General features: G+C 67.8%; 30 protein-coding genes and 1 tRNA gene. 20 read left to right on the forward strand and 11 right to left on the reverse strand.

Annotated elements, in window-relative coordinates; all coding sequences use genetic code 11:
* Nucleotides 1-7 precede the first annotated feature (7 nt).
* From C3B61_RS08815 to C3B61_RS08825, 3 genes are all read right to left on the reverse strand, one after another.
* A complete protein-coding gene (locus C3B61_RS08815; RefSeq protein ID WP_103460272.1) occupies nt 8-1,018 on the reverse strand; it encodes a DUF2804 domain-containing protein in 1,011 nt (336 codons plus the stop codon).
* The gene (locus C3B61_RS08820) at nt 1,015-1,518 is read right to left on the reverse strand and encodes a magnetosome magnetite crystal formation protein family (protein ID WP_103460273.1); all 504 of its coding nucleotides are present in this window, start codon (nt 1,516-1,518) and stop codon (nt 1,015-1,017) included. The genes C3B61_RS08815 and C3B61_RS08820 overlap by 4 nt, the downstream gene beginning before the upstream one ends.
* Before the next feature lie 28 nt (nt 1,519-1,546).
* A tRNA-Gly gene (locus C3B61_RS08825) sits at nt 1,547-1,620 on the reverse strand.
* Between the two features lie 135 nt (nt 1,621-1,755).
* Between C3B61_RS08825 and C3B61_RS08830 the strand changes: the two genes are divergently transcribed.
* The 9 genes from C3B61_RS08830 (at nt 1,756) to heR (ending at nt 10,812) form a co-directional block, all read left to right on the forward strand.
* Complete coding sequence (locus tag C3B61_RS08830; RefSeq protein ID WP_103460274.1) at nt 1,756-2,235, forward strand: DUF1801 domain-containing protein; 480 nt, start codon at nt 1,756-1,758, stop codon at nt 2,233-2,235.
* Between the two features lie 74 nt (nt 2,236-2,309).
* Nucleotides 2,310-2,915 (forward strand): dCTP deaminase, encoded by a 606-nt coding sequence (gene dcd, locus C3B61_RS08835; protein WP_103460275.1) that lies wholly within the window; start codon nt 2,310-2,312, stop codon nt 2,913-2,915.
* 52 nt (nt 2,916-2,967) lie between these two features.
* Nucleotides 2,968-3,489 carry a hypothetical protein gene (locus C3B61_RS08840; protein WP_088457627.1) on the forward strand — a complete coding sequence of 174 codons (522 nt, stop codon included), beginning with the start codon at nt 2,968-2,970 and terminating at the stop codon, nt 3,487-3,489.
* Between the two features lie 176 nt (nt 3,490-3,665).
* A complete protein-coding gene (nrdD, locus tag C3B61_RS08845) occupies nt 3,666-5,885 on the forward strand; it encodes an anaerobic ribonucleoside-triphosphate reductase (RefSeq protein ID WP_174776352.1) in 2,220 nt (739 codons plus the stop codon).
* A 9-nt stretch (nt 5,886-5,894) separates the two neighbouring features.
* Nucleotides 5,895-6,497, forward strand: a complete 603-nt coding sequence (gene nrdG / locus C3B61_RS08850) for an anaerobic ribonucleoside-triphosphate reductase activating protein (protein WP_103460276.1) — start codon at nt 5,895-5,897, stop codon at nt 6,495-6,497.
* Nucleotides 6,498-6,578: 81 nt separating this feature from the next.
* Nucleotides 6,579-7,364: a (S)-acetoin forming diacetyl reductase gene (locus C3B61_RS08855; RefSeq protein WP_103430833.1), complete on the forward strand. Its 786-nt coding sequence runs from the start codon at nt 6,579-6,581 to the stop codon at nt 7,362-7,364.
* A 133-nt stretch (nt 7,365-7,497) separates the two neighbouring features.
* A complete protein-coding gene (locus tag C3B61_RS08860; RefSeq protein ID WP_103460277.1) occupies nt 7,498-8,757 on the forward strand; it encodes an endo-1,4-beta-xylanase in 1,260 nt (419 codons plus the stop codon).
* Nucleotides 8,758-8,931: 174 nt separating this feature from the next.
* Nucleotides 8,932-9,942, forward strand: a complete 1,011-nt coding sequence (locus C3B61_RS08865; protein ID WP_103460278.1) for a TerC family protein — start codon at nt 8,932-8,934, stop codon at nt 9,940-9,942.
* 66 nt (nt 9,943-10,008) lie between these two features.
* Nucleotides 10,009-10,812 (forward strand): heliorhodopsin HeR, encoded by an 804-nt coding sequence (gene heR / locus C3B61_RS08870; protein WP_103460279.1) that lies wholly within the window; start codon nt 10,009-10,011, stop codon nt 10,810-10,812.
* Here the strand turns inward: heR and C3B61_RS08875 are convergent.
* From C3B61_RS08875 to C3B61_RS08885, 3 genes are read right to left on the reverse strand one after another with little or no spacing between them, the layout of a single operon-like run.
* Complete coding sequence (locus tag C3B61_RS08875; protein ID WP_103460280.1) at nt 10,809-11,594, reverse strand: alpha/beta fold hydrolase; 786 nt, start codon at nt 11,592-11,594, stop codon at nt 10,809-10,811. The genes heR and C3B61_RS08875 overlap by 4 nt on opposite strands.
* Nucleotides 11,595-11,610: 16 nt before the next feature.
* Nucleotides 11,611-11,898, reverse strand: coding sequence for a hypothetical protein (locus C3B61_RS08880; RefSeq protein WP_103460281.1), 288 nt, complete (start codon nt 11,896-11,898; stop codon nt 11,611-11,613).
* An 11-nt stretch (nt 11,899-11,909) separates the two neighbouring features.
* Nucleotides 11,910-12,254, reverse strand: coding sequence for a DUF1905 domain-containing protein (locus C3B61_RS08885; protein WP_244285889.1), 345 nt, complete (start codon nt 12,252-12,254; stop codon nt 11,910-11,912).
* 57 nt (nt 12,255-12,311) lie between these two features.
* Between C3B61_RS08885 and C3B61_RS08890 the strand changes: the two genes are divergently transcribed.
* Nucleotides 12,312-12,710 carry a VOC family protein gene (locus C3B61_RS08890; protein WP_103460283.1) on the forward strand — a complete coding sequence of 133 codons (399 nt, stop codon included), beginning with the start codon at nt 12,312-12,314 and terminating at the stop codon, nt 12,708-12,710.
* 116 nt (nt 12,711-12,826) lie between these two features.
* Nucleotides 12,827-13,021: a biotin/lipoyl attachment domain-containing protein gene (locus C3B61_RS19420; RefSeq protein ID WP_133160250.1), complete on the forward strand. Its 195-nt coding sequence runs from the start codon at nt 12,827-12,829 to the stop codon at nt 13,019-13,021.
* A 77-nt stretch (nt 13,022-13,098) separates the two neighbouring features.
* Here C3B61_RS19420 and C3B61_RS08895 read toward each other — a convergent pair whose 3' ends face one another.
* A complete protein-coding gene (locus tag C3B61_RS08895; protein ID WP_244285890.1) occupies nt 13,099-13,581 on the reverse strand; it encodes a VOC family protein in 483 nt (160 codons plus the stop codon).
* Between the two features lie 102 nt (nt 13,582-13,683).
* Between C3B61_RS08895 and C3B61_RS08900 the strand changes: the two genes are divergently transcribed.
* Nucleotides 13,684-14,280: a hypothetical protein gene (locus tag C3B61_RS08900; protein ID WP_103460284.1), complete on the forward strand. Its 597-nt coding sequence runs from the start codon at nt 13,684-13,686 to the stop codon at nt 14,278-14,280.
* Here C3B61_RS08900 and C3B61_RS08905 read toward each other — a convergent pair.
* The gene (locus tag C3B61_RS08905) at nt 14,277-14,873 is read right to left on the reverse strand and encodes a TetR/AcrR family transcriptional regulator (protein WP_103460285.1); all 597 of its coding nucleotides are present in this window, start codon (nt 14,871-14,873) and stop codon (nt 14,277-14,279) included. The two genes, C3B61_RS08900 and C3B61_RS08905, sit on opposite strands and share 4 nt — an antisense overlap.
* A 33-nt stretch (nt 14,874-14,906) precedes the next feature.
* Here C3B61_RS08905 and C3B61_RS08910 point away from each other — a divergent pair, with 33 nt between their 5' ends.
* The 4 genes from C3B61_RS08910 to C3B61_RS08925 all read left to right on the forward strand — a co-directional run bounded on the left by C3B61_RS08910 (nt 14,907) and on the right by C3B61_RS08925 (nt 18,295).
* Complete coding sequence (locus C3B61_RS08910; RefSeq protein ID WP_103460286.1) at nt 14,907-15,926, forward strand: DMT family transporter; 1,020 nt, start codon at nt 14,907-14,909, stop codon at nt 15,924-15,926.
* A 110-nt stretch (nt 15,927-16,036) separates the two neighbouring features.
* Nucleotides 16,037-17,143, forward strand: a complete 1,107-nt coding sequence (locus C3B61_RS08915) for a DNA alkylation repair protein (RefSeq protein WP_103460287.1) — start codon at nt 16,037-16,039, stop codon at nt 17,141-17,143.
* 49 nt (nt 17,144-17,192) lie between these two features.
* Complete coding sequence (locus C3B61_RS08920) at nt 17,193-17,792, forward strand: TetR/AcrR family transcriptional regulator (RefSeq protein WP_103460288.1); 600 nt, start codon at nt 17,193-17,195, stop codon at nt 17,790-17,792.
* An 8-nt stretch (nt 17,793-17,800) separates the two neighbouring features.
* A complete protein-coding gene (locus C3B61_RS08925; protein ID WP_103460289.1) occupies nt 17,801-18,295 on the forward strand; it encodes an FBP domain-containing protein in 495 nt (164 codons plus the stop codon).
* 33 nt (nt 18,296-18,328) lie between these two features.
* Here the strand turns inward: C3B61_RS08925 and C3B61_RS08930 are convergent, their stop codons facing one another.
* Entirely contained in the window at nt 18,329-19,414 is a 1,086-nt protein-coding gene (locus C3B61_RS08930) for a carboxylate-amine ligase (RefSeq protein WP_103460290.1), read from the reverse strand.
* Between the two features lie 197 nt (nt 19,415-19,611).
* Between C3B61_RS08930 and C3B61_RS08935 the strand changes: the two genes are divergently transcribed.
* The 3 genes from C3B61_RS08935 to C3B61_RS08945 are packed head-to-tail and all read left to right on the forward strand — an operon-like array spanning nt 19,612 to nt 22,468.
* Complete coding sequence (locus C3B61_RS08935; RefSeq protein ID WP_244285891.1) at nt 19,612-20,637, forward strand: ABC transporter substrate-binding protein; 1,026 nt, start codon at nt 19,612-19,614, stop codon at nt 20,635-20,637.
* Nucleotides 20,610-21,701 carry a FecCD family ABC transporter permease gene (locus tag C3B61_RS08940; RefSeq protein ID WP_103460292.1) on the forward strand — a complete coding sequence of 364 codons (1,092 nt, stop codon included), beginning with the start codon at nt 20,610-20,612 and terminating at the stop codon, nt 21,699-21,701. Before C3B61_RS08935 ends, C3B61_RS08940 begins: the two co-directional genes overlap by 28 nt.
* Nucleotides 21,698-22,468 (forward strand): ABC transporter ATP-binding protein, encoded by a 771-nt coding sequence (locus C3B61_RS08945; RefSeq protein WP_103460293.1) that lies wholly within the window; start codon nt 21,698-21,700, stop codon nt 22,466-22,468. The genes C3B61_RS08940 and C3B61_RS08945 overlap by 4 nt, the downstream gene beginning before the upstream one ends.
* Before the next feature lie 34 nt (nt 22,469-22,502).
* On the opposite strand, the gene C3B61_RS08950 is transcribed toward C3B61_RS08945, so the two are convergent.
* Both C3B61_RS08950 and C3B61_RS08955 read right to left on the reverse strand, forming a co-directional pair.
* Nucleotides 22,503-23,372 (reverse strand): alpha/beta fold hydrolase, encoded by an 870-nt coding sequence (locus tag C3B61_RS08950; protein WP_103460294.1) that lies wholly within the window; start codon nt 23,370-23,372, stop codon nt 22,503-22,505.
* A 37-nt stretch (nt 23,373-23,409) separates the two neighbouring features.
* The gene (locus C3B61_RS08955) at nt 23,410-24,210 is read right to left on the reverse strand and encodes an isocitrate lyase/PEP mutase family protein (protein WP_103460295.1); all 801 of its coding nucleotides are present in this window, start codon (nt 24,208-24,210) and stop codon (nt 23,410-23,412) included.
* A 126-nt stretch (nt 24,211-24,336) separates the two neighbouring features.
* Here C3B61_RS08955 and C3B61_RS08960 point away from each other — a divergent pair, with 126 nt between their 5' ends.
* Nucleotides 24,337-24,603, forward strand: a complete 267-nt coding sequence (locus C3B61_RS08960; RefSeq protein ID WP_088457608.1) for a hypothetical protein — start codon at nt 24,337-24,339, stop codon at nt 24,601-24,603.
* Nucleotides 24,604-24,628 lie beyond the last annotated feature (25 nt).

Consider the following 24,628-nt stretch of genomic DNA (forward strand, 5'->3'; position numbering starts at 1 on the left):
GTCGGTCCTACCAGCGGTTGCGCACGTCTTCCGCCCAGCCCAACAGATCGTCGACCCGGATGCGTCCCAGGTCGGTGTCGACCCAGCCTGAATAGTGGCCGAAACACTGGTGACCGCGGCTGCCGAAGACCAGAAGCTCGGTCTTGCTGGCATGGTCCCAGAACGGGTCGAAACGCAGGTCGAGGCTCGCTCCGTGAATTCGCCACGGGGCGAGCCAGTCGGCTTCGTCGTAGACCCAGTCGAGTTCATCGCTGACCTTGTGGAGCGTTCCGTCGATGAGCACCGCGTTCTCGGTCGAACCGGTGCCGTCCGTCCAGCGGCCGCCCAGCTGGAGGCCGATGGTGCGTCCGTCGACGATTCCCGACGCCGCGCCCCAATTCCAGGTCATCTTGTACGGCCAGCGACCGCGGCCGTGGTCGAGCACCGCCCAACTGTCGCCGGCCGGAAACTCAAACCGGTCACCCTGGACCTCGACCCAGCCCTCGGCCGGACGGGCCACGTCTTTGACGGTGTACTGGAAGCGGCTCTGGGACCACGGAACCACGACGGCCAGCGCCTCGTGGCCGGCCGGACGCACGGCGGTGATGTCGAAGGCCACCCCCACGGCGCGACCGCGCAGGCGGGTGCCGCCGGGTACCTCGTCGATGTCGATCGTGAGCGACCGGGTGCGCGCCCGGGCGGATGAGGCGCCGAGGGATGCCGGCAGGGTGGCACTGGATCCCAGCGGTGCGACGGCGCCGCGTTCCATCGTCGTTCCCGATACGCGGTCGTAGATCAAGATGTTGTGCACCGCTGCGTAGTCGAGCGAGGACACGGTCAGAGTCACGATGTGGGCGGGCGTGGTGACGCCCCAATACTCCCAGCGCTTATTGCGGCCCCAGCTGCTGCGGCCGTCGATGCCTGCAGTGTCGTGCAGAGGCCTTCTGCTCCAACCGACGGCGGCGGGGTTGAGCCGCCCGTCGGGCAGGCACAGCGAAACCGACTCGGTGATCTCGCGCTCGACGATCGTGCGACTCATGGCGTTTCTCGCGCCAGAGCGGGCTGTCCCAATTCCATCGACACGTCAACTTTTAGGGCAGGGATAAAGGGAATCGCGATCTTCGGATTGACTATTCGGGTGCGTGCCCGCACCACCCCGACGATGGACACAACGAGGTGTCCGATCACAGCCGCCCACAGCAGCAAATCTGCCAGAAGAAGGGCGGGCGACGGCCCGCTCTCGCTTTCTCCAGTCAGAACGAGCCCGATGATCCCGTCGAATACCACAATGGCCGCCCCGATCGCTGCGACAAGCGTCACGGTCAGCACCCAGTTCGCTGCCCATCGGGAATTCTCCCGCACCAGCGAGTCCGGGTGCCGGCGGTTCTGAGCTGCGAAAATGCCAAGCAGAACCGGAGCAAGCAGCGCGCCGAACAACGGAACAAACCAGAGGAAACCGATTCCCCAAAAGCGGCGGCCGGACGCGTCCGGAACGGCCGAGTGCGCGAGTGGGATGTGCTCAGGAGGAAGAGTGCTCATGCCGGATTCTATTGGGCCGACCGAAGTTTGGAGCGGATGACGGGAATCGAACCCGCGCTATCAGCTTGGGAAGCTGAAGTTCTACCATTGAACTACATCCGCGCGTCCAGGCCGCCGAAGCTGAACTGGAACCGCCATCCTACCAAGCCTCGACCGTCAGGCTGGCACCGACTTCCTTGAGCCTCGGCCGCCGAGGTGCGAACATGGGACGGTCCGCCGACGAAAGGGCCCAACGCGATGAGCACCGAACCGAAAACCAGCGGCAACCAGGTCGGCGCCGAGTCGGCGGGAGGCTTCTCTGCGGAAGAGCGCGCCGCGATGAAGGCCCGTGCCGCCGAACTCAAAGCCGACGCCCGTCGCGGCCGTGCCGAGGACAAGGCGGCTGCGGATGAGGCGACCATGATGGCGAAGATCGCCGAGATGAAAGAGCCCGACCGCCAGATGGCCGAGCGTCTGCACGGCATCGTCACCGAGGCCGCCCCCGAGCTGCTGCCCAAGCTCTATTACGGCCAGCCCGGCTGGGCCAAGGCCGGCAAGGTCGTGGTGTTCTTCCGCAGTGGCCAAGACGATAAGGAGCGCTACTCGACTCTCGGCTTCAGCGCCCAGGCCAACCTCGACGACGACGGCGGGATGTGGCCCACCTCCTATGCGCTGCGCGAACTGAACGATCACAGTGCAGCGAGCATCGCGAAGCTGGTCGCGACGGCCGCTGCCTGATCGGCTCGGCGCCGCCGAAAGTCACGCTGGGAAACCACACGCTCCGGGCGGGGCCACGCCGATAGGCTGGCACCGTGCTTCTCTCGGATCGTGACATCAAGGCCCAGATCGACGCGGAACGAATCGCGCTCGCCCCCTACGACCCGGAGATGATCCAGCCGTCGAGCATCGACGTGCGGCTCGATCGGTTCTTCAGGCTGTTCGACAACCACAAGTATCCGTTCATCGACCCCGCCGAAGACCAGCCCGAACTCACCCGGCTGATCGAGGCCAAGGGTGACGAACCGTTCATCCTGCACCCGGGCGAATTTGTGCTCGGCGCCACCTTCGAGGCCGTCACCCTGCCCGATGACGTGGCCGCCCGCCTCGAGGGCAAGAGCTCGTTGGGCCGGCTCGGCCTGCTCACCCACTCCACCGCCGGATTCATCGACCCGGGCTTCACCGGGCACGTCACCCTGGAACTCAGCAACGTGGCCACCCTGCCGATCAAGCTCTGGCCGGGTATGAAGATCGGCCAGCTGTGCTTTTTCCAGCTCAGCTCGCCGTCCGAGAAGCCCTACGGTTCTGCCGCGTACAGTTCCCGGTATCAGGGCCAGCGCGGCCCCACGGCCTCCCGCTCGCATCTGAACTTTCACCGCACCGACGTGGGCACCACGGATGCCGGCAGCCTCGGCGGCTGACCTGGAACGCCATGTTCATGCGCGCGTTACGTGCGCCCGGTAAAATCGAGGCATGACCACCTCAGAGTCCCGTTTTGCCGAGGCGCTGATCGCCGACGGTCCCACCCCGGAATACCCCGGGCGCATGCGCCGATTCGGCCAGCTCGTGGGCACCTGGGCTGCGCACGGCAGCCGGCTCGACGAGGCCACGGGGGAGTGGACTGAACGCGAGTTCACCTGGATCGTGCAGTTCATCCTCGACGGGCGCGCGGTGCAGGACGTGGAGGTCGAGGCCAGCGCCACGCACCCGTCCGGCTTCGAGACCGTCGCCACCGCCGTGCGGGTCTACGACCAGCTGGCCGGTGCCTGGCGGGTGAGCTCCTTCGCCCCGACGATCGGCGAGTACTGCCACCTGATCGCCACCCCGTACCGCAACGGCCTGCGCCAGGACGGCACCGGCACCGACGGTCGCCCGGTGCGCTGGAACTTCACCTCGATCACCGAGGACGGTTACACCTGGGAGGGCTGGGTGAGCGACGACGAGGGCACCACCTGGCACCTCGTGGAGCACAACGAGGCCGTGCGGGTGCACTGACTTTCGCAACACGCCGAGGCGGCTGAGATGCACAAGTGTGCACCCGCACCCGGGGTTGAATCGCGGGGCGTCTTTCCGGCCATCCGTCCTACTCGACCACTACATATAGCGGCGCTAGGGACCAAGGGCACCCAAATGTAGTGATTTCGGCGCCCTGGCGTCCCTATGCTGAAGGCGTGAATCCAAGCATCAGCGCCCCGGCCCAGACCTCCGCCACCCGCGTCGACACCGTCGCCATCCAGGTCGTCAAACGCGACGGCCGCCGGGTGGACTTCGATGACACCAAGGTCTACGAGGCGCTGGTCAAGGCCGCGGTGGAGATTCACACCGAAATGACCCCGCTGGTGCACCGGGCGATCGTCGATATCGTCGCCGCCGTCAACCGGGAGATCGCCGGCCGCTTCAGCACCGACATCAAGATCTACGAGGTGCAGAACATCGTGGAGCACGCGCTGCTCGAAAGCCACGAATATGACCTCGCCGAGAAGTACATCGGTTACCGCACCCAGCGCGACTTCGCCCGCAGCAAGTCCACCGACATCAACCACTCGATCATCAACCTGCTCAGCAAAGACTCCTCGGTGGTGAACGAGAACGCCAACAAAGACAGCGACGTCTTCAACACCCAGCGCGACCTCACCGCCGGGGCCGTGGGCAAGGCCATCGGCCACAAGATGCTGCCGCCGCACGTGTCCAACGCGCACCAGAAGGGCGACATCCACTTTCACGACCTGGACTACAGCCCATACGCGCCGATGACCAACTGCTGCCTGATCGACTTCACGGGCATGCTCAGCCGGGGTTTCCGCATCGGCAACGCCGACGTCGAGCCGCCCCGCTCCATTCAGACTGCCACCGCGCAGATCTCGCAGATCATCGCCAACGTGGCGTCCAGCCAGTACGGCGGATGCTCCGCCAACCGCACCGACGAGCTGCTGGCTCCGTACGCCCGCGCCAACTTCGCCAAGCACCTTGCCGATGCGGAACGGTGGATCGGCGATCAGACCAAGCACCACGCCTATGCGGAGGAGAAGACCCGCAAGGACATCTATGACGCGATGCAGAGCCTCGAGTACGAGATCAACACCCTGTTCACCTCGAACGGGCAGACCCCGTTCGTGTCGCTGGGCTTCGGCCTGGGCACCGACTGGTTCGAGCGGGAGATTCAGCGGGCAATCCTGCAGATCCGCATCGACGGCCTGGGCAGCGAGAAGCGCACCGCCATCTTCCCCAAACTGATCTTCACGCTAAAGCGCGACCTCAACCTCGCTGAGGGCGACCCGAACTACGACATCAAGCAGCTTGCGCTGGAGTGCTCGACCAAGCGGATGTACCCGGACGTGCTCAGCTACGACAAACTCGTCGAGATCACCGGCAGCTTCAAGGTGCCGATGGGCTGCCGATCCTTCCTGCAGGGTTGGACCGACGCTGACGGCAACGATGTCTCCGAGGGCCGGATGAACCTGGGCGTGGTGACGGTGAACCTGCCGCGCATCGCGCTGGAGGCCGCCGGGGACCGGGCGAAGTTCTGGAGCATCCTCGAGGAGCGTCTGTTGATCACCCGCGACGCCCTGGTCTACCGCATCGAACGGTGCAAGCAGGCGACCCCTGCGAACGCCCCGATCCTCTACGTCTACGGCGCCTTCGGCCAACAACTGGCGCGCACCGACTCGGTCGACGCCCTCTTCAAGGACGGCCGCTCCACGGTGTCCCTCGGCTACATCGGCCTCTACGAGGTGGCCGCGGCCTTCTTCGGCGGCGCCTGGGAGGGCGACGCCGAGGCGAAGGCCTTCACCCTCGACATCCTCAAGACCCTCGACGCGCACACCAAGGCGTGGAGCGCCGAGTACGGCTACCAGTTCAGCGTCTATTCGACCCCGAGCGAGAGCCTGACCGACCGGTTCTCCCGCCTCGACAAGGTCAAGTTCGGGTCGGTGGAGAACATCACCGACAAGGATTACTACACCAACAGCTTCCACTACGACGTGCGCAAGAACCCGACCCCGTTCGAAAAGCTCGACTTCGAGAAGGACTACCCGGTGTTCTCCTCCGGCGGTTTCATCCACTACTGCGAGTACCCGGTGCTGCAGCAGAACCCCAAGGCGCTCGAAGCCGTCTGGGACTACGCCTACGACCGGGTCGGCTACCTGGGTACCAACACCCCCATCGACCGCTGCTACAAGTGCGACTTCTCCGGCGACTTCACCCCCACCGAGCGTGGTTTCGCCTGCCCGGATTGCGGCAACGACGACCCGGCCAGCTGCGACGTGGTCAAGCGCACCTGCGGTTACCTCGGCAACCCGCAGGCCCGCCCGATGGTGCACGGTCGCCACCAGGAGATCGTTTCCCGGGTCAAGCACATGGCCGGCGCCACCGGCGTCAGCGGCTCCCTGTAGGCAGCCGTTATGCGGAACCCGAATCCCGGCGAGTGGCTATCCGACAAGCTCAGCCAGGGCTTCATCGGTGACTACAAACCGTTCATGTTCGTCGACGGCGAGGGGGTGCGCTGCAGCCTCTATGTGAGCGGATGCCTGTTCGCCTGCGAAGGCTGCTTCAACGAGGCCACCTGGAACTTCCGCTATGGCACGCCGTACACGGTCGAGCTCGAGGATCGGATCCTTGCCGACCTGGCCCAACCGTACGTGCAGGGCCTCACCCTGCTGGGCGGGGAACCCTTCATCAACACCGGGGTGTGCCTCTCCCTGGTGCGCCGGGTGCGGGCGACCTTCGGCCAAGCCAAGGACATCTGGTCGTGGACCGGGTATTCCTACGAAGAGCTGCTGCTCGACAGCCCCGACAAGCTGGAACTGCTCGACCAGATAGACATCCTCGTGGATGGCCGATTCGACCTCGCCAAGAAAGACTTCAAGCTGCAATTCCGCGGAAGCAGCAACCAGCGCATCATCGACGTGAAGAAGTCCCGCGCCGCGGGTCGCGCCGTGCTCTGGACCAACCTGCTCGACGCCACCCAGACCTATGAGCAGCTCGAGAAGCAAACGCTGATCTAGCTGCGCCTCCCGCCTGTCCGGTTGTGACTTTGTCATCGACCCGCCGACAGGTTTCGAACAATGAAGATAGGAAGCACGATCATGGCACGCACGGAGAATGGAAAAGTCGCACTCATCACCGGTGGCGGACAGGGAATCGGGCGGACGGTCGCGGAGCGGCTGCACGCTGACGGCTTCAAGGTGGCCATCGCCGACCTGAACCTCGAGACCGCCGCCGCCGTCGCCGAATCGCTCGGTGGCACGGCCGGCGGAGCAATCGCGGTGCACGTCAACGTCTCCGACCGAGACAGCGTCTTCGCCGCGGTCGCGCAGGCCGTCACCGAACTGGGTGGCTTCGACGTGATCGTCAACAACGCCGGCATCGCCCCGACCTCTCCCATCGAGGAGATCACCGAGGAGAGTATCGCGAAGATCTTCTCCATCAACTTCAACGGCGCGGTGTGGGGCATCCAGGCTGCCACTAAGGCGTTCAAGGAACTCGGCCACGGTGGAAAGATCATCAGCGCCGCCTCCCAGGCCGGCCACATCGGCAACCCCGGCCTCGCGTTGTATTCGTCGACGAAGTTCGCCCTTCGCGGACTGTCCCAGACCGCCGCCCGGGACCTGGCGCCGTTCGGCATCACGGTCAATACCTTCGCCCCCGGCATCGTGAAGACGCCCCTGATGGAGAACCTGGCGAAGAAGCTGGCGACCGACAACGACAAGCCTGAAGCGTGGGGCTGGGAACAGTTCACCAAGGGCATCGCCCTCGACCGCTTGTCTGAAACCGCCGAGGTCGCCGGAGTCGTCTCCTTCCTGGCCGGCCCCGACTCCAACTACATCACCGGCCAGTCGATCGTGGTCGACGGTGGGATGGTCTTCAACTAGGCCTGAGCGAGCCGGATGGTCCGGGCCTGGTCACGGTACGTTTCAGGTATGTTCGACCGTGACCGGGCGGTCACCGCCCACAGTTGTGTTCTTCGTTCCGCCGGCGATTCGCAAACTCTGAAGGTTTCCACGCATGCCTGACTTCACTCACCGCATCGCTGATGCCCGTGTTCGGCTGGTCGATTCCCAGGGGCGGCCGATCGCCGGCGCGGAAGCGTCTGTCGAGCAGACCCGGCACGCGTTCGGGTTCGGCAACATCGGCTTCGACTTCATCGACTTGCTCGGCGGCCCGCCTGGATCGGGTGACGCACCGCCCGAACCGGAAGCCCTGGCTGAGGCCTGGCTGGGTCTGTTCAACACCATGACGCTGCCCTTCTACTGGCGCGGCTTCGAGCCGGTGCAGGGTCAACCCGACACGACTCGGCTGCGTCGAACCGCCGAGTGGTTCGCCGAGCGCGGGGTCACCGTCAAGGGCCATCCGCTGCTCTGGCACACCCTGGCCCCCGAGTGGCTGCTATCCCTCGACGACGCGGAGGTCGAGAAGACCATCCGGGAGCGCATCCGGCGCGAGGTGACCGACTTCGCGGGTGTTGTGGACCTGTGGGATGCGGTCAACGAGGTCGTGATCCTGCCCGTCTTCACCGCTGAGGACAACGCCGTGACCCGGTTGGCCCAGTGCCGCGGCCGGGTCGGGATGGTGCGGCTGGCGTTCGAGGAGGCACGGGCAGCGAACCCGAACGCCCGGCTCGTCCTCAACGACTTCGACCTGTCCGCCGATTACGAACACGTGATCGAGGACTGCCTGACGGCGGGCATCCGGATCGACGCTATCGGGCTGCAGACTCACATGCATCAGGGCTACCGGGGCGAAGAGCAGGTGTGGGGGATTCTCGAGCGGTTCGCCCGCTTCGGGCTGCCCCTGCAGCTGACCGAGACGACGTTGCTGTCGGGCGACCTGATGCCCCCGGAGATCGTGGACCTCAACGACTTCCAGCCGGAATCGTGGCCGTCGACGCCCGAGGGCGAGGCCCGCCAGGCCGACGAGATCGTGCGGCACTACCGCACGGTGGTGTCCCACCCCGCGGTGGAGTCGCTGACCTACTGGGGCCTGACCGATCACGGGGCCTGGCTCGGGGCTCCCTCGGGGCTGATCCGCCGCGACGGCAGCAAGAAGCCCGCCTACGATGCGCTGCAGGGCCTGGTGCGCGGAGAGTGGTGGCACCCCGAGACGCGCACGACGACGGATGCCGACGGCGTCGTCATGGTGCGCGGCTTCGCCGGTCGGTATCGAATGACGACCCCGGTCGGGTCCGCCGAGGTGGAGCTGGGCGCCGGTGTCGGTTCGGTGACCGTCATGCTGGACTCGGTTCCAGCGGCGCTCGGCAAACTCTGATCCAGACCTCTTGACGGGTCGGGAAAACCCATGATCTGATAATTGCCAGGAGGGGAGTATCCCCGAATCACATCGTCGCCAGTACGGCCCCACGGCTCGGTGATGTGAGCTCGACCCGAGCGGGAAAGACCTCCGAGACGACGCACCGTGCGTCCTCTCGGAAGGGTGCTTACCGTGAATGTTCCGCTCTGGGCTTGGCTTTCCGTCTTTGCCGTCATCCTCGTGATGCTGGCCATCGACCTCGTGGCCCACCGCACCGCCCACGTCATCGGCTTGAGGGAAGCGGCCGGGTGGTCGATCTTCTGGGTTGTCTCGGGGATCAGCTTCGGTGTGATCATCTGGCTGCTCTTCGGCAGCGAGCTGGGTCAGCAGTATTTCGCCGGCTTCCTCATCGAAAAGTCGCTGGCCATCGACAACGTGTTCGTGTGGGCCATCATTTTCGCCAGCTTCGGTGTGCCGGCCAAGTACCAGCACCGCATCCTCTTCCTCGGCGTATTGGGTGCATTGGTGTTTCGCGGCATCTTCATCGCTGCGGGCACCACGCTCATCGAGAGCTTCGGATGGATCCTCTACGTTTTCGCCGCCCTCCTGGTGGTCACCGGCATTCAGATGCTGCGCCGCCGCAACGAACACGCCGACCCCACCCAGTCGCGCATCTACCGAGCCTTCCGCCGATTCGTCCCCACGACCGACGTCTTTTACGGGCAGCGGCTCCTCGTGCGAGCCGGCGGGGCACTCGTGGCGACACCTCTCTTGGCGGTGCTGGTGCTCATTGAGTTCACCGACATCATTTTCGCCATCGACTCGATCCCCGCGATCTTCGCCGTCACCGACGAGGCATTCCTGGTGTTCACCGCGAACGCCTTCGCCATCCTGGGGTTGCGCGCCATGTACTTCCTGTTGGCTGATCTCATCCACCGCTTCATCTACCTCAAGATCGGGTTGGCGGCCATCCTCATCTGGGTCGGCGTCAAAATGGCGCTGCACGACCTGGTCAAGGTCCCCACCACCGTCTCGTTAGCCGTCATCCTCGTGATCCTCGCCACGGCGGTCGGCGCCAGCCTCATCGCCACCCGCGGGCAGGGGCGGCGAGCGGTCGAGCCGACCGGAGCCGAGATGTTCCGCGATGCCACACCGGACGAGGTGGCGAGCCTCAGCCCGGTGATCGCCCGACGGCCGCGATAGCCCCTGGGAAGTGCCAAGATGACCACACGGGCGCGTGACGCCCGCCGGATGCAAAGGAGTCGGCCCATGGCCAAGAGGGACTACACGCCGGACCAGCAGATCGACCGGCTGCGCATCTACAACGTCGTCGCGGGAAGCCTCCACCTGATTCAGGCCATCGGGTTTGCGGTGATTCTCACGATGCTGAGTTCGCAGGTTCTGTTCGCTGTCACCACGGACTACCTGGCCGGCCCGCCCGGGGTGCCGATCCCGCCGGAGCGGGTCACGCTCTTCGAGGTGAACATCGGCGTCGGCGTGGTGGCCTTCCTCGCGCTGAGCGCCTTCTTCCATTTCCTCATCTCCAGCCCCTGGTTCTTCAACCGCTACAAGACCGGGTTGCTGAACAACCACAACTACTTCCGGTGGGTCGAGTACTCCCTGAGTTCATCGATCATGATCTGGCTGATCCTGGCGATCAATGGTGTGACCGATATCGGAGCGCTGTGCGCCGTCTTCGCGGTCAACGCGGCCATGATCATGTTCGGAGCCCTGCAGGAGAAGTATGAGCAACCGGGGACGGGCGGGATGCTGCCCTTCATCTTCGGTTCCATGGTCGGCATCGTTCCGTGGATCCTGATCCTGATCTACTTCCTGCGCCCGGGCAGCGCCAGCGACGTTGCGGCCCCCGGCTTCGTCGTCGGCATCGTCATCTCGCTGTTCGTGTTCTTCAACACGTTCGCCATCAACCAGTGGCTGCAGTACAAGCAGGTGGGCAAGTGGAAGAGCTACCTGCAGGGCGAACGCACCTACATCACCCTGAGCCTGGTGGCGAAAACGGCACTGGCCTGGCAGGTCTTCTCCGGCGCCATCATCCCCGCCATCGCCAGCTAAACCCGCACGAGGAACGCACGCAAAGCCGTGATCCACTCGGCGGATGCGTCGAGATGGGCGTCATGGCTTCCGCCGTCGAAATCGACCCGCGTGACTTGTGGTGAACCACGCGACATGAATTCGTCCTTCGCTGCGGCTGAGAACATCCCCTCGGCACCGAAGACAGCGAGGGTGGGGATATCGAGGCTGCACCACTCCGGCCAGCGCGGGTGCGCGTCCACGTGCGCGATGGTCTCGACCATGACGTCGGGATCGAAGCGTGGCCACAGGCCATCGGGCCGCATCTCGAGATCGGCAATCCACGAGCGTGCGAGCGGGGAGTCACCGAGGAATGCGCGCGCGTGCGCTTCGTTGCCGAACGGTACCGGCCAGGAGGTGAAGAAACGACGCAGGTCGCTTCTGCTTCGATCGTTGCCGTCCCCGCCGACCCCGGCTTCCAGGAGAACGAGGCGTTCCACCAGATCGGGACGGGCACTCGCTACGAGCAGGGCGGTGTGGCCGCCCATGGATTGGCCGACAAGGGAAACGGGTCTCCCGAGCACCGACTCGATCACGAACACCACGTCGGCCACATGGGCCTCCCGCGACACGTCGTCCGGAAAGCGGGTGCTGCGTCCGTGACCTCGAGCGTCAACCGTGACCACTCGGTGATCGCCGAGAGCCGCAGCTGTCGCAGCCATCTCGGTGCTGCTGCCCGCCAGGCCGTGAAGGATTACGACCGGAGGCCCAGAGCCTTCGGTGTCGGTGATGTGGAGGTCGATCGCGCCTCGTCGGATTTTCATCGCCAGTGCCGCAACATCACAAGCGGTCGAGTCTGCGGATTCGGTTTTCGAGACCAACGCGCTTGCGGTTCAGGTTCCACAGTGACGTGACGCCGAGCACGAGGGCCTTGCCTTGCGCTGCGGCACTGGGCAGCCCGCGTTCGGCGAGCGCGACCTCGACGGCATCCTTCCCCGCGTCCCGGTGCTCGGCAACGACCTCACGCGCATCCTTCATCGCGCTGCTGTTGAGTGGGTGGTTGTCGATTCGCACGTTGATGTCGGTGAGCTCGCTCTGAGCCTTTGCGAGCTTTTCGCTGGCGGCCACTGGCATCCTCCTCAGGTCAACCGCTCTGAAAGCCGGACGACGACGACGTCCCCGACCTCTTTGCCGAGCTTCGTGCGGAGCTTGGCGCTGATCGAGAGCATGTGACCACCGGATCCGGTGGGCATCAGGCCAGCCGTCACCGGCTGGTCATCCACCTGCGCCACTACCCGGACGGCCTTACCGGTGCCGAACAGCTCCACCGAACCCGGGACTTCGACACACGACCACATCTCGCCCTTCACCAGTACTCCGATCGGAGCGGTGAAGGAGAACTGCCTCGGGCCTTGTTCGGTGCTCATGACAAGGATCTCCAATCGACACGCCTGGATGGACCGTCCGTTCACAGTATCGGCCACCCGCGGCTCATCCCAGTAGCAGGTGCCCAGCCGGCCAAAGTCTCCTACGGTGGTGGCATGACACTAAAACTGGGTTTCATCGGGATCGTGACGGGTGACATGGCCGCTTCGCTGGCCTTTTATCGAGCGCTGGGCGTGCGGATCGAGGAAGGACTTGACGATGCGCCGCACGTCGACGCGAAACTCGATGACGGCACGAGCCTGGCATGGGACACCATCGCGACCATTCGCGGATTCGACCCCGGCTACATCGCACCCACGGGCGGCCACCGCATCGCGCTCGCGTTCGACAAAGGCACGCCGGCCGAGGTGGATGCGGCCTTCGCCGAGCTGGTCACCGCCGGTTACGTTGCCCATGTCGAACCGTGGGACGCGCACTGGGGCCAGCGCTACGCGACCCTGTTGGATCCCGATGGCAACTCCGTGGACCTCTACGCCGCGCTGTCCGCGAACTGACGAAAACTCCCGCCGACCGTCGGAACTCCCGCGAGACTCGGGGCTGGTCTGGTCCCCGCGCCCCCTGGGGCGGGCAGACGGGGCGCGCTGCTCAGGCGGGCAGCTGCCTGGCGTAGGTGCGGCACACCCTGCGGATGCCGGCCGGGGCGCTGCCCGTGGCATTCGCCCTCGTCGCGCCGATGGCCGGCACGTTCATCGCCTGGCTGGTCGAGGACGGCACCGAGGTCGCGGGCGACCCCGTGGCGGTGATGGAGGCCATCGCGGCGACAGCAGCTGGCCGCGCTCGACTGACCGGGTTCGCACGTCAATAAGGAAATAGTGAGATTTCAAGGATGCTTTTGGCAACTGCGTCCTAGAAAACTCGCTATCTCCTAATATGGCGCGCACCTTAGGGCGCCGGATGCCCGGCGCGGGCCGCCTCTCCGTCCGGGGTGGCGTCGGCGAGCACCTGCAGGTAGTGCGGGTTCGTCATCACGCCGAGCACGTTGCCGAACGGGTCCACCACGGCCGCCGTCGTGAAGCCCTCGCCGCGCTCCCGGATGTCCTCGCGCATCGTCGCGCCCAGCTCGAGCAGCCGGTCCAGAGCCGCCCGGATGTCGTCGACGTGCCAGTTGAGCACCGCCCCACCGGGCACATCCGCTGCCGGCTGAGGGGCGTACCTGGCGTCGATCAGCCCCAGTTCGTGGCCGTAGTCGCCCACCCGCCACTCCGCGTAGCCTGGCATCTGAAAGTAGGGCTCCATGCCCAACAGCTCGGTATACCAGGCCGTCGCGGCGGCGTGGTCTGCGGCCCAATAGCTCACGTTGCTCATGCCGCGCAGGATGCCGGTCGGTGCGTTCATCGGTGCGCCGTTCATCGGTGCGCCGTTCATCGGTACAGTCCTCTCGTCGGAGTGCTCAGGTCGTCCACGCTACGCACGGTGGCACAGAGCGCTAGGGCCGCGAGTCGACACCGGTGGGCATAGTCTGTGCGCATGACGGATGCGTCGCCCGCGAATGCGCCGGCACCCGACCCGGCCCAGGCCGTGGAGCTGGTCCTTGCGGTCACCCGGGGCGCCTGGCCGGCGACGGATGCTGCGGTGGGCGACCTCTTTGCGACGCTGGGGGTGCGGACTGTCGACTCCGACGCTGGCACCGACGACAGCGCCGGCGACGACCCATCCGCCGGCGAGACGTGGCCGAGCCCGGTCGATATCCGGCGCCTCGAGGTGTCGTTCGGCGGCGAGGTCTACGCCAGCTGGACGTCCCACGCGGGTGACTTCCTGGGCATCGACCTGCAGCTGTACAACGCGCCGAGCCCGAACGATCCGGGAACCAGGCTCGGCTATGACCGTATCCTTGCCCTGCTCAGTCAGAATCTGGGAACTCCGACAGAGCCCTGGGACGATGAGGAGATCCCGCCTCGCCAGTGGGAGGTCGGCCGCTGGCGGATTCTGCTGCACCTGTTCACCCTGCGGGACAGCGGCGTGATGCTCAGCGTGGACGACGCCTCAACCGCCGACCGGGCCGAGCGCGAAGCCAGTGCCCGACAGGACGCTGCGCATGCCCAGGCGGCCACGCACCGTCCCTAGGGGGCGTCGCCTCGCAGAATCGTGTTCGCGGCCGTGCGTCCGGCCGCGAACGGGTCGGCGAAGGTGCCCATCCCCACGGTCACCAGGGCGCCCTCGTAGAGCAGCATCAGAATGTCGGCCACCCGGTCCGCACCGGCGATGCCCGCGTCCCGGCAGAGCCGCTCGAACACGTCGCGCATCCACTTCTTCTGGCGAATCGCTTCGACGGCCACCGGATGCGCCGCATCGTCTGTCTCGGCGCGCGCGTTGATGGCGCTGCAGCCCTTGCTGCTGTTGGCGACGGCCCAGCGCGCCGAAATGTCGAACACCGCGAGGACACGGTCCACGCTGCCGGGCGCCTGCAACGCGAGTCCCTGCTCCAGGAACTCCCGCCACCGAGCGTCCCGCCCGCGGAGATACGCCACGGCCAGCGCCTCCTTCGACCCGAACCTGTCGTAGAGCGTCTTCTTGGTGACCCCGGCCGCCGCGGCAATGGCGTCGACGCCCACGGCGTGGATACCCTCCCGGTAGAAGAGGTCGGACGCCGCGGCCAGCAGCCGCTCGGCCCCCGGGGTGTAGTGCGGGATCGCCTCGGGCGAGTTCTCGGTGGTCATGGCCCCACTATACCGTTCTGTATACTCGATCGAATGAGTACACAGATCGGTATACCTCAGCGACTTCTTCTGGTCGCGGCTTCGGCCGCCTTCGTGCTGACCTGGAGTTCCGGGTTCATCATCGCGAAGATCGGCACGGAGGCGGCGCCGGCCCTGACCGTGCTGGTTTGGCGGTACCTCGTCGTCGCGGCACTCCTGCTGGTCGGCATGGTGGCGCTGCGCTTCCGAGATCGTCGGCTTCGAGCTCACCGACGCACGTTCCCGGCCTGGCGCGACATCCGCCCGCACCTCACCATCGGGCTCTTCGCCCAATTCGGCTACATCCTGCCCGTCTATTTGGCCGTCGGCGCGGGAGTCTCGGCCGGGACGACGGCCCTCATCGACGCGATCCAGCCCCTGGTCGTGGCAACCCTGGTCGGACCGCTGCTCGGGCTGCGTGTGCGGGCGCTGCAGTGGCTGGGCCTGGCGCTCGGTGCGGTGGGAGTGGTCCTGATCGTGGCGGCGGATGCTTCGACGTCGATCTCGCCCACCCCCGCCTACCTGCTGCCGTTGGTGGCGCTGGCCAGCCTCGTCGCCGCGACCTTCCTGGAGCGGCGCACCCCGGCCCGGCTCGGCGTCTTCGCCGCCCTTGCCACCCACGCCGCAATCACGCTGGTGGCCGTGACGCTTCTGGCCGCCCTTGCCGGGGCGCTCGCCCCGCCGGCCACCCTGAACTTCTGGCTCTCGACGGTGCTGATTGCCGTGTTCCCCACCCTCATCGCCTACGCGCTCTACTGGTACCTGCTGCGCCGCCTCGGCATCACTGCCCTTAACGCCCTGCTGTACCTGGTGGCGCCGACCACGGCCGTCGCCGGCAGCATCCTCTTCGCCGACCCGTTCACTCCCGCCACCCTCGTCGGACTCGTGCTCGGAGCGGGCGCGGTAGCGCTGGTCATCGCGCCCGAGCGCGCCGCGTCATCCGCAGCCGCGCCCGAATGTAAAGGCGGAGAATCTCGGGAAACGCCGCTCGTTCGGCCCGAAGCCACGGCGAGTCGAGAAGAACTACGCCTTTAGCGACACGGGAGCCGCCCCCGCACTGGTCGCCGCGTCGATCGCGTCGTGCGCGCACCACTAGCCGTGTGCCACGCTGGATTCCCATCGTGCCGCCCACCACCAGGAGCCCTATGCCCTTCGCCGACGAACTCATCGGAGTGCCGACCGCCCGCGCGCTCACCGCGGCGATCCAGGCCGCAGCCCCGTCGGCCGAACTCGCAGCGCTGCCCGCCGCCGCCGACGCCATCGCCACGCTGTCACTCAGGGAACGGAGCGACCTGTTGCGCGATGCGTTGCTGACCGACCTGCCCGGCGACTACGACACGTTCGCCGGCACCATCCGCGCCGCCGCGCAGGGCGCCCTGCCGTTCAGCGGCTGGCTGATCTGGCCGGTAACCAGCGCAGTGGCCGCCAAGGCCATCGACGCCGGCACCGACGCCGCGTTCGACGACGGCATGCGGATGCTCGCTGCGCTCACCCCGCGGCTCACCTCGGAGTTCGCCATCCGGCCGCTGCTCACCCACGACCTCGCCCGGGCGATGCCGATCGTGCTCGGCTGGACAGGCTCGACCGACCCGGCGGTGCGCCGACTGGCCTCAGAGGGCACCCGGCCGTTCCTGCCCTGGGCCATCCGGGTGCCGGGCATCCTGGCCGAACCCACCCTGACCTTGCCGGTGCTGCACGCCCTGTACCGCGACGAGGACGAGGTGGTGCGCCGCTCGGTGGCCAACCACCTCAACGACCTCAGCCGGCAGCAGCCCGACCTGGTCGTCGCCACCACCGCCGGTTGGCTGGCTGCGCCGGATGCGAACACCGTTCCGCTGGTGCGCCACGCGCTCCGCACCCTGGTGAAGAAGGGGCACCCGCAGGCGCTCGCACAGCTGGGCTTCCACCCAGCAGAGGTCCACGTGGTCGGTCCGGTGCTCGACGCGGCCGACGTGGACTTCGGCGGCACCATCGGGTTCACGGTGAGCATCCGCAACGCCGGCGACGCACCGGCCCGGCTCGCCGTGGACTACGTAATGCACCACCGGAAGGCCAATGGCAGCCTCACCGGCAAGACCTTCAAGCTCACCACGGTGACCCTGGCCGCCGGCGAGACCGTGCAGCTGGCCCGGTCGCACTCGTTCCGGGCCATCACCACCCGGCGCTACCACCCGGGGGTGCACGCCCTCGAGGTGCAGGTGAACGGGGCGGCCTGGGGCCGGGTCGAGTTCACGCTGCTTCCCGGGGACTGAGCATTACCTATAGTCTGTAGTTTATAAACTGCGAGACTTAGGAAATTTGATGAAGCGTCCCGGATTGACCGAAGCCCGGCTGGTCAAGGCCGCCGCCGAACTGGCCGACGAGACCGGACTGTCCGCCGTGACGCTCTCCGCCCTCGCCCGCCGCTTCGACGTGCGCCCGGCGAGTATCTATTCGCACATCTCGGGGCTCGACGACCTGCTCGACCTCACCGCCGCGTTCGCCCTGCAGGAACTCGCGGACGGTCTGGCCGAGGCCCTGCCCGGCAAGGCCGGCCGGAGCGCCCTGTTCGCGTTCGCGAACGCCCACCGCGACTACGCCATCGCCCACCCCGGCCGGTGGGAGGCGGCGCAGCGCCGCGTATCGCCGGAGGCTGCCGCCCAGAGCGCGGGCGGGCTCATCGCCCGCTCAGCCCGGGCCATTGTGAGCGGCTACGGCCTCAGCCCCGACGACGAGGTGCACGGTGTGCGGCTACTCGGCAGCGCCATCAACGGCTTCGTCGCGCTCGAGTCCGGCGGCGGCTTCGACCACTCGAATCCCACTGCGGCTTCGAGCTGGACCCGGGTGCTCGACGCCATCGACACGTCGCTTCGGAACTGGCCCACGGCCGACACGCAGCACCCCGACCACTCAACCGATTGAGACTTCGTATGCTCCCCCTCAGTACCGCTACCATCAAGGCCACCTTCGTGAACGCCTCCCGCAAGGTCGTGTCCGACATCACCCTGCCGCCCGGCTTCGACCAGCTCGACTGGGCGCAGCTGGACTATTTCGGCTGGGTCGACCCCAAGATGAAGCGCCGCTCCTACGTCGTCGTCCCCGTCGACGGCGAGCCTGTCGGCATCGTCCTCCGACAGGCGGATGCCTCCCCACGCCGCCGCGCCCAGTGCTCGTGGTGCCGCGATGTGAAACTGCCCAACGAGGTGGTGCTCTACAGCGCCCAGCGGGCCGGGGCGGCCGGCCGCAACGGCGACACCGTCGGCATCCTGGTCTGCGAGGCGTTCCAGTGCTCCGCCAACGTGCGGAAGCTGCCGTCGATGGCCTACATCGGTTACGACGTTGCCGCCGCCCGGGATGACCGGATCTCGATGCTGCGCGCCCGGTCGGCCGGATTCGTGGGCGAAGTGATTCGCCCCGGCGACTGAACCCGGAGCCGGCCGAGGGAGCCGGCGCGCCGATCAGCTGAACGACGACTCGACGAGTTCCCGCCATCCGGCGAGCCCGCCCGTGCGGAACGCCCGCCGTTGCTGCTGCGCGCCCGTTCCCGCGCGCCGCACCTGCTCCACCAGCTCGGCCACCCGAGGCCGGTCCCCGGTGCTCTCCAACGCGTCGCCGATGGAGCGCAGCAGACTGTCGGTGACCGCCCTGGCCGGGGCCAGCTCCCTGGTGGTGGGATCGAGGAGCCGGCCGCGGATGCCGTCACGGGAGGCGTGCCACAGCGCGGCGTCGAGCAGTTCGGGCTCCACCGCGGGCGGCGGCGCCCCACGATCGCCCGCGGCCACGCCGGTCACGACCAGGGCGCGGGCCACCGCCGCAAGCAGCATCGTGGGCGCCAGGTCGAGTTGGGCGTCGGCCACCCGCACCTCGAGCGTGGGATACCTCTCGGACAGCCGCGCGTACCAAGCCACCGTGCCGGTGTCGACAGTGGCTCCCACACCGACCAGACGCCGGATGCGCCGGTCGTAGTCGTCGGCGTCGGTGAACGCCGGCGGACAGCCGGTGGTCGCCCAGCGGCGCATGATCACCGCCCGCCAGGAATCGAAGCCGATGTCCCGGCAGCGCCAGAACGGCGAATTGCCGGTCAGCGCCAACAACGTGGGCAGCCAGACCCGCAGATGATTGAGGGCGTGCACCCCGGCCTCCCGGGTGGGCACGCCCACGTGCACGTGCGTGGCGCAGATCTGATGGTCCCGCACGACCCCGCGCACTCCGGACCCGATCCGGTGGTACCGGGCCGCGTCGGTGAGGGTCGGCGCCGCCGGGGCGTCGAAGGGCGTGCCGGTGCCGACAGCCAGGACTCCGCGCTTCCTCGCCACCGCAGCCAGCTCGCCTCGAAAGGCGGCCAGGTCGGCCTCGGCCTCGACCAGCTCGGTGAAAACCGCCGAAGCTCGTTCCACCTGTGAGGCCAGGAACTCGTGGGTGACGAGTCCGGGCGCGCGAGCCCGGGGCGGCAGATCGCCCAGGATGGTGTCGGCCATACTGACCGGCCGCAGGGAGCGCGGGTCGACGAGAAAGTACTCTTCCTCGATGCCAAACGTCACCATGTGCAGCCTCCGGGAGCCGGATCGGCGGAGCCGGACAGGAGCATCCTGTCACCGAGAGGCAGCTCAGGGAACACCTCACCGAGCGGACACGAATTTAGGTAAGGCTATACTTACCAAGGCCCGCATCGCGAGGAGCCGTCACTTTCCGCTCAGCACCTTCAGGAGTTCTCATCACTACGAAAAGGACGCACGCCCTCGTGGGCCTGCTCACCGCCGTCGCGCTCGCCACCCTGTCGGGCTGCGGCGCCTCCGAGGAGATCGACTCACCGGCGGCCCTGGCCGTCGCCAGCGACGGGAAGACGGGGTATCCCCTCGTCGTCTCGAACTGCGGCTCCGAGCAGACGTTCGAGGCCGCCCCGGAGCGCGTGGTGTCGTTGGACCAGAACTCGACGGAGATCCTGCTGTCGCTCGGCCTGGAAGAGCGCATGGTCGGCACCGCGTCGTGGACCGACCCGGTGCTCGACTCGCTGGCCACCGCGAACTCGGCGGTGCCGCGGCTGGCCGACAACGCGCCCACCTACGAGGTGCTGTTGGGCACCGACCCCGACTTCGTCACGGCCTCGTTCGGTCGCCACTACGCCGACGCCGGGGTCGCCAGCCGCGAACGGCTCGCCGAGACGGCCATCGGCTCCTACCTCTCGCCCACCGACTGCGACAACGGTGTGAGCGTCAACGGCGGCGGAACCCGCACGACGGCACTCAAGGTCGACGCGTTGTACCAGGAGATCCGCGAGCTGGCCGAGATCTTCGACGTGTCGGACCGGGGCGAGGCGCTGGTCAGCGAACTCGAAGGGCGGGCCGCGGCGGCCTCCGACGGCCTGGACTTCGACGGACGCACGGTCATGTTCTGGTTCGCCGACACGAAGACGCCCTACATCGCCGGCGGCCTCGGCTCAGCGGCGCTTCTGGCCAGCACTACGAACATGACGAATGTCTTCGCCGACACCGCCGACGATTGGCCTGCCGTTGGCTGGGAGAGCGTCGTCGACGCCGACCCGGACATCCTCGTCCTGGGTGATCTGCAGCGCGACCGCTTCCCCGGCGACCGTCTCGACGAGAAGATCCAATTCCTCGAGAGCGACCCCCTCACCAAGAACCTCGAGGTCGTGCAGGAGCAGCGCTACATCGCCCTGCACGGCGCCGAGATGAACCCGTCCATCCGCTTCGTCGACGGCCTCGAGAAGATCCGTGCCTGGTGGGACGAGCACAAGGGCGCGCTCTGAGCACCGTTGCCGCCGCGTCGGTGACCCGCGGGCGGCCCCTGCCGCGCGCCGTGCTCGGCCTGGTCCTCGGCCTGCTCGGCCTGGTCGCGATCGTGCTCTCGGTGGGCGTCGCCGTCACGCTCGGCCCCGCGGATGTGTCCCTCGTCAACGTGCGCGACATCCTGCTGAACCATCTCGCGTTGACCGATATCCCGGTGCGTGTCTCGGAGGATGCGATCGTCTGGCAGGAACGGCTGCCGCGGGCCCTGGTCGCAGCGGCGTGCGGGGCCGGGCTCGGCCTGAGCGGGGTCATTCTGCAGTCGCTGTTGCGCAATCCGCTTGCCGACCCGTTCGTGCTCGGGGTGTCCTCCGGGGCGTCGACGGGGGCGGTGCTCGTCGGGGTTCTCGGCATCGGCGGCGGAGCCATCGGGCTCTCCGGCGGCGCGTTCATCGGCGCCCTGGCCGCGTTCGGCTTTGTGCTGCTCCTCGCCCGGTTCTCGTCCGCCGGCACGGCGGGGGTCATCCTGGCCGGCGTCGCGAGCACCCAACTGTTCTCGGCGCTCACCTCCCTGGTCGTGTTCGCCTTCGCGGACTCCGACGAGACCCGTGGGGTGATGTTCTGGCTCCTCGGCTCGCTCGAAGGCATGCGCTGGGACGACGTGGCCCTCAGCTCCGGCGTGGTCACGGCGGGCGCCCTGGTCTGCCTGGTCTGGGCGCGATCGCTCGACGCCTTCGCGTTCGGTGAGGATGTCGCCGCGTCTCTCGGCATCCACGTCGGGCGCACCCGGCTGATCCTGTTGATCGTCACGGCCCTGCTGACCGCCACCCTGGTGAGCATCGCGGGCGCCATCGGCTTCGTCGGCCTGGTTCTGCCGCACGCGGCCCGCCTGCTCTTCGGCCAGCGCCACTCGAGGGTCATCCCGGCCACGATTGTGCTCGGCGCTGTCTTCATGGTGTGGGTGGATGCCGCGTCCCGCGTCGTCTTCGCCCCCACCCCGCTGCCGGTCGGCGTGGGCACCGCCCTCGTGGGCGTTCCCGTGTTCGTGCTGTTGCTGCTGCGGAACAAGGGCAGGGGCAGGGCGTGACACTCGAAGCGCACCGCGTGAGCTGGCGGCGAGGCGGCACCCTCGTGATCGACGACGTGACCCTCTGCCCGCTGCCCGGCTCGACGGTGGGTTTGCTCGGCCCGAACGGCTCCGGCAAATCCTCCCTGCTGCGCCTCCTCCAGGGCGTGTCGGCACCCGATACCGGCAGGATCACGCTCGACGGGGCCGACCTCACCTCGGTGCGTCGCCGGCACGTCGCCCGAACCGTGGCGACCGTCACGCAGCACGCGGAGACCGAGGTGGACATTCTGGTACGGGACGTCGTGCGGCTGGGCCGCACGCCTTACCGGTCGCTCTTCGGCGGGGACACCGCAGACGATGCGCGGGCGATCGACCGCGCACTGGCGCACGTGGGTCTGACCGACAAGGCGGACCGACTCTGGCGCACGTTGTCGGGCGGGGAGCGCCAGCGGGCCCACATCGCACGGGCTCTCGCGCAGGAGCCGACCGAGCTGTTGCTCGACGAGCCCACCAACCACCTCGACATCCGGCATCAGCTGGAGCTGTTGGCCCTCGTCGCCGACCTGCCGGTCACCGCGATCGTGGCCCTGCACGACCTGAATCTCGCGGCCACCTTCTGCGACAGTGTGCTTGTCCTGCAGGACGGACGCGCGGTCGCCGGGGGCAGCCCGCGAGACGTGCTCACGCCCGAGCTCATCGGCGACGTCTACGGGGTGCGGGCCCGGGTCGCCGAGGACGCGGTGACGGGCCGCTCCCACGTGCTGTTCGATCCCACCCCGCTCTGACGGCCGCGCCCCGCGGCGGCCGGATTCGGAGGGTCTAGGCCGTGTTCGCCGGGCGCCGGTAGAAACCGGCCAGCGCCGCGGTGAACGCCTGCGGCTGCTCCACCCACGGGTAGTGCCCCGCGCCGGCGATGGTCACGGCACGGCCGTTCGTGAACAGGTCCGCGACGGCCAGCACCGGGGCCAGCCCGGTGAGGCCGTCGTCGGCGCCCGCGACCACCAGAACCGGGCAGTGCACCTGCGCCAGGCCGATCAGGATGCCCGCCGGGTCGGCCCCGGCGAAGAACAGGTCCTGCGCCGCGGGATGCCAGGCGCCGGTCGCCTCGTGCTCCCGGGCCTGGGCCGTCCACCGCGACCAGCCGATCGGGGCGAGGTAGGGGAACAGGTGGTTGAGGTAGGAGGCGGTCTTCGCCGCCGTCGCCGCGATCCGGTGCGCGACGTAATCGGCGTACCAGGGCTCGGCGCGGTGCCCCGTGATGATGTGCGAGCTGTCGTCGGGGACGGTCACGAGCCACTGCGCGGGTGGGGTGAGCAGGCACAGGCTTGCCAGCCGATGAGGGTGGCGGGCCGCATAGGCGAGCGCGACGCGGGTGCCGGCCGAGTGGCCGAGCAGCTCGATCTCGGCCAACCCCAGGTGCCGGCGGAGCGCCTCGACGTCGTCGGCCAGGGCGGGCCAGGATGCGGCGGGCGCGGTGGGCGACGGCGACGACGCCCCCACGCCCCGCTGGTGCAGCACCACGAGGGTGCGCAGGCGGGTGAGCCCGGCCAGATCGCCCAGGTACTCCGGATGCCGGGCCGGCCCGCCGGCCAGCACGACCAGCGGCGGGCGCTCAGGCGCGCCCGCCGCATCCGGAGTCAGAACGTCGTAGTGCAGAACGGTCTCATCGTGCGACGCGAAGCTTGGCATGACCCCACCGTACCGAGCCGCCCACGCCGAAGCCGGGTTAGAGCTCGAAGGGGAAGCCGAGGTCGTCGGGGTAATCGCCGAGCGCGGTGAGCTGGGCGGCGGCGCGCTGCAACGCGGCGAGGGCCAGGCCGAGGGTGCCTGGGCCGAAGCTGACCCTGGAGACGCCGAGTTCGGCCAGCCGCGCCAGGGGAACGGCGCCGGGGTTCCCGATCACGGAGATGCGGCCGTTCACCTCGTCGAGGGCGCGCTTGACCTTGTCTTCGTCGCCCAGGCCGAGGAAGAAGATCACGTCGGCGCCGGCGTCGAGATAGGCGTTGGCACGCTGAACGGCCTCGGCCCACTCGCCGCCGCCCGCGAGGGTGTCGACGCGGGCGTTGATCACCAGGGGCACTCCGGCCGCCTCGGCGCCCTCCCGCGCCGCGGCGACCCGGGCGGCCGCGGTGGGGATGTCGAACTGCGGCGCCTTGGTGGCGCCCACGGAGTCTTCGATGTTAATGCCGGCGGCCCCGGCCTCCTCGATCAGGCGGCGCACGTTGCGGGCGACCCCCGCGGCATCCGCCGCGTAGCCCTTCTCGAAGTCGACCGAGACCGGCAGGTCGGTCGCTCCGGTGATGATGCGGGCGGCGATGATGGCCTCGTCGACGGTGAGGCCCTCGCCGTCCGGCAGACCGCGCACGTTGGACACCGAGTGCGAGGCACTGGCGAGGGCTTTCACGCCCGGGGTCTCGGAGACGATCTTGGCGGTGATCGCGTCCCACACGTTCGTGACGATCAGTGGCGTTCCGGGCACGTGCAGGGCGTTGAGGAGTTCGGCCTTGTTCAGCAGTGTGGTTGTCATCGGTCCAGTGTGCCGGGTGCGCCGGTGTAAACGCTGGAGGGTTTCAGACAAAGACACAGCGCTGTCAAGCGTGTATACACGTCGCCGCTTTGGTCTTAGCGTGAGGTCTACACCGAGGGAGATGTCATGCAGGCTCACACCCTCACGGTCGGCGAGCGCCTGTTCCGATTGCGCAGCTCGTGCGACGTGACCGCGCTCGTAGCAGCCCTCACGGCCGCCGTCCGGCAGGGTGGCGGAATGGTCAGGCTACCCGTCGTCGGCGATGTCGGTGTGGAGGCGCTCGTGTCACCCGGCGTCAGCGTGGTGCTGGAGACGTTCGAGGTGGATCCGCTCGCGCTTCTGGACCCGGCGGTGCCGGTGCCGTGGTTCGCCGTCGACGATTTCGACTACTAGTCCGGGTGTGAACAATCCGGCCGCT

This window comes from Cryobacterium zongtaii, assembly GCF_002909375.1.
GTDB lineage: Bacteria > Actinomycetota > Actinomycetes > Actinomycetales > Microbacteriaceae > Cryobacterium > Cryobacterium zongtaii.

Excerpts from the sequence above, each read along its gene's own strand:
- C3B61_RS08890 (WP_103460283.1), top strand. The coding sequence starts at position 12,312 with ATGACACTAAAACTGGGTTTCATCGGGATCGTGACGGGTGACATGGCC.
- C3B61_RS08815 (WP_103460272.1), bottom strand. The coding sequence starts at position 1,018 with ATGAGTCGCACGATCGTCGAGCGCGAGATCACCGAGTCGGTTTCGCTG.
- C3B61_RS08905 (WP_103460285.1), bottom strand. The coding sequence starts at position 14,873 with ATGACCACCGAGAACTCGCCCGAGGCGATCCCGCACTACACCCCGGGG.
- C3B61_RS08910 (WP_103460286.1), top strand. The coding sequence starts at position 14,907 with ATGAGTACACAGATCGGTATACCTCAGCGACTTCTTCTGGTCGCGGCT.
- heR (WP_103460279.1), top strand. The coding sequence starts at position 10,009 with ATGGCCAAGAGGGACTACACGCCGGACCAGCAGATCGACCGGCTGCGC.
- C3B61_RS08830 (WP_103460274.1), top strand. The coding sequence starts at position 1,756 with ATGAGCACCGAACCGAAAACCAGCGGCAACCAGGTCGGCGCCGAGTCG.
- C3B61_RS08895 (WP_244285890.1), bottom strand. The coding sequence starts at position 13,581 with ATGAACGGCGCACCGATGAACGGCGCACCGATGAACGCACCGACCGGC.
- C3B61_RS08955 (WP_103460295.1), bottom strand. The coding sequence starts at position 24,210 with ATGACAACCACACTGCTGAACAAGGCCGAACTCCTCAACGCCCTGCAC.
- C3B61_RS08930 (WP_103460290.1), bottom strand. The coding sequence starts at position 19,414 with ATGGTGACGTTTGGCATCGAGGAAGAGTACTTTCTCGTCGACCCGCGC.
- C3B61_RS08860 (WP_103460277.1), top strand. The coding sequence starts at position 7,498 with ATGCCTGACTTCACTCACCGCATCGCTGATGCCCGTGTTCGGCTGGTC.
- C3B61_RS08950 (WP_103460294.1), bottom strand. The coding sequence starts at position 23,372 with ATGCCAAGCTTCGCGTCGCACGATGAGACCGTTCTGCACTACGACGTT.
- C3B61_RS08925 (WP_103460289.1), top strand. The coding sequence starts at position 17,801 with ATGCTCCCCCTCAGTACCGCTACCATCAAGGCCACCTTCGTGAACGCC.
- C3B61_RS08820 (WP_103460273.1), bottom strand. The coding sequence starts at position 1,518 with ATGAGCACTCTTCCTCCTGAGCACATCCCACTCGCGCACTCGGCCGTT.
- C3B61_RS08920 (WP_103460288.1), top strand. The coding sequence starts at position 17,193 with ATGAAGCGTCCCGGATTGACCGAAGCCCGGCTGGTCAAGGCCGCCGCC.
- C3B61_RS08960 (WP_088457608.1), top strand. The coding sequence starts at position 24,337 with ATGCAGGCTCACACCCTCACGGTCGGCGAGCGCCTGTTCCGATTGCGC.
- C3B61_RS08840 (WP_088457627.1), top strand. The coding sequence starts at position 2,968 with ATGACCACCTCAGAGTCCCGTTTTGCCGAGGCGCTGATCGCCGACGGT.
- C3B61_RS08855 (WP_103430833.1), top strand. The coding sequence starts at position 6,579 with ATGGCACGCACGGAGAATGGAAAAGTCGCACTCATCACCGGTGGCGGA.
- C3B61_RS08915 (WP_103460287.1), top strand. The coding sequence starts at position 16,037 with ATGCCCTTCGCCGACGAACTCATCGGAGTGCCGACCGCCCGCGCGCTC.
- C3B61_RS08900 (WP_103460284.1), top strand. The coding sequence starts at position 13,684 with ATGACGGATGCGTCGCCCGCGAATGCGCCGGCACCCGACCCGGCCCAG.
- nrdG (WP_103460276.1), top strand. The coding sequence starts at position 5,895 with ATGCGGAACCCGAATCCCGGCGAGTGGCTATCCGACAAGCTCAGCCAG.
- C3B61_RS08875 (WP_103460280.1), bottom strand. The coding sequence starts at position 11,594 with ATGAAAATCCGACGAGGCGCGATCGACCTCCACATCACCGACACCGAA.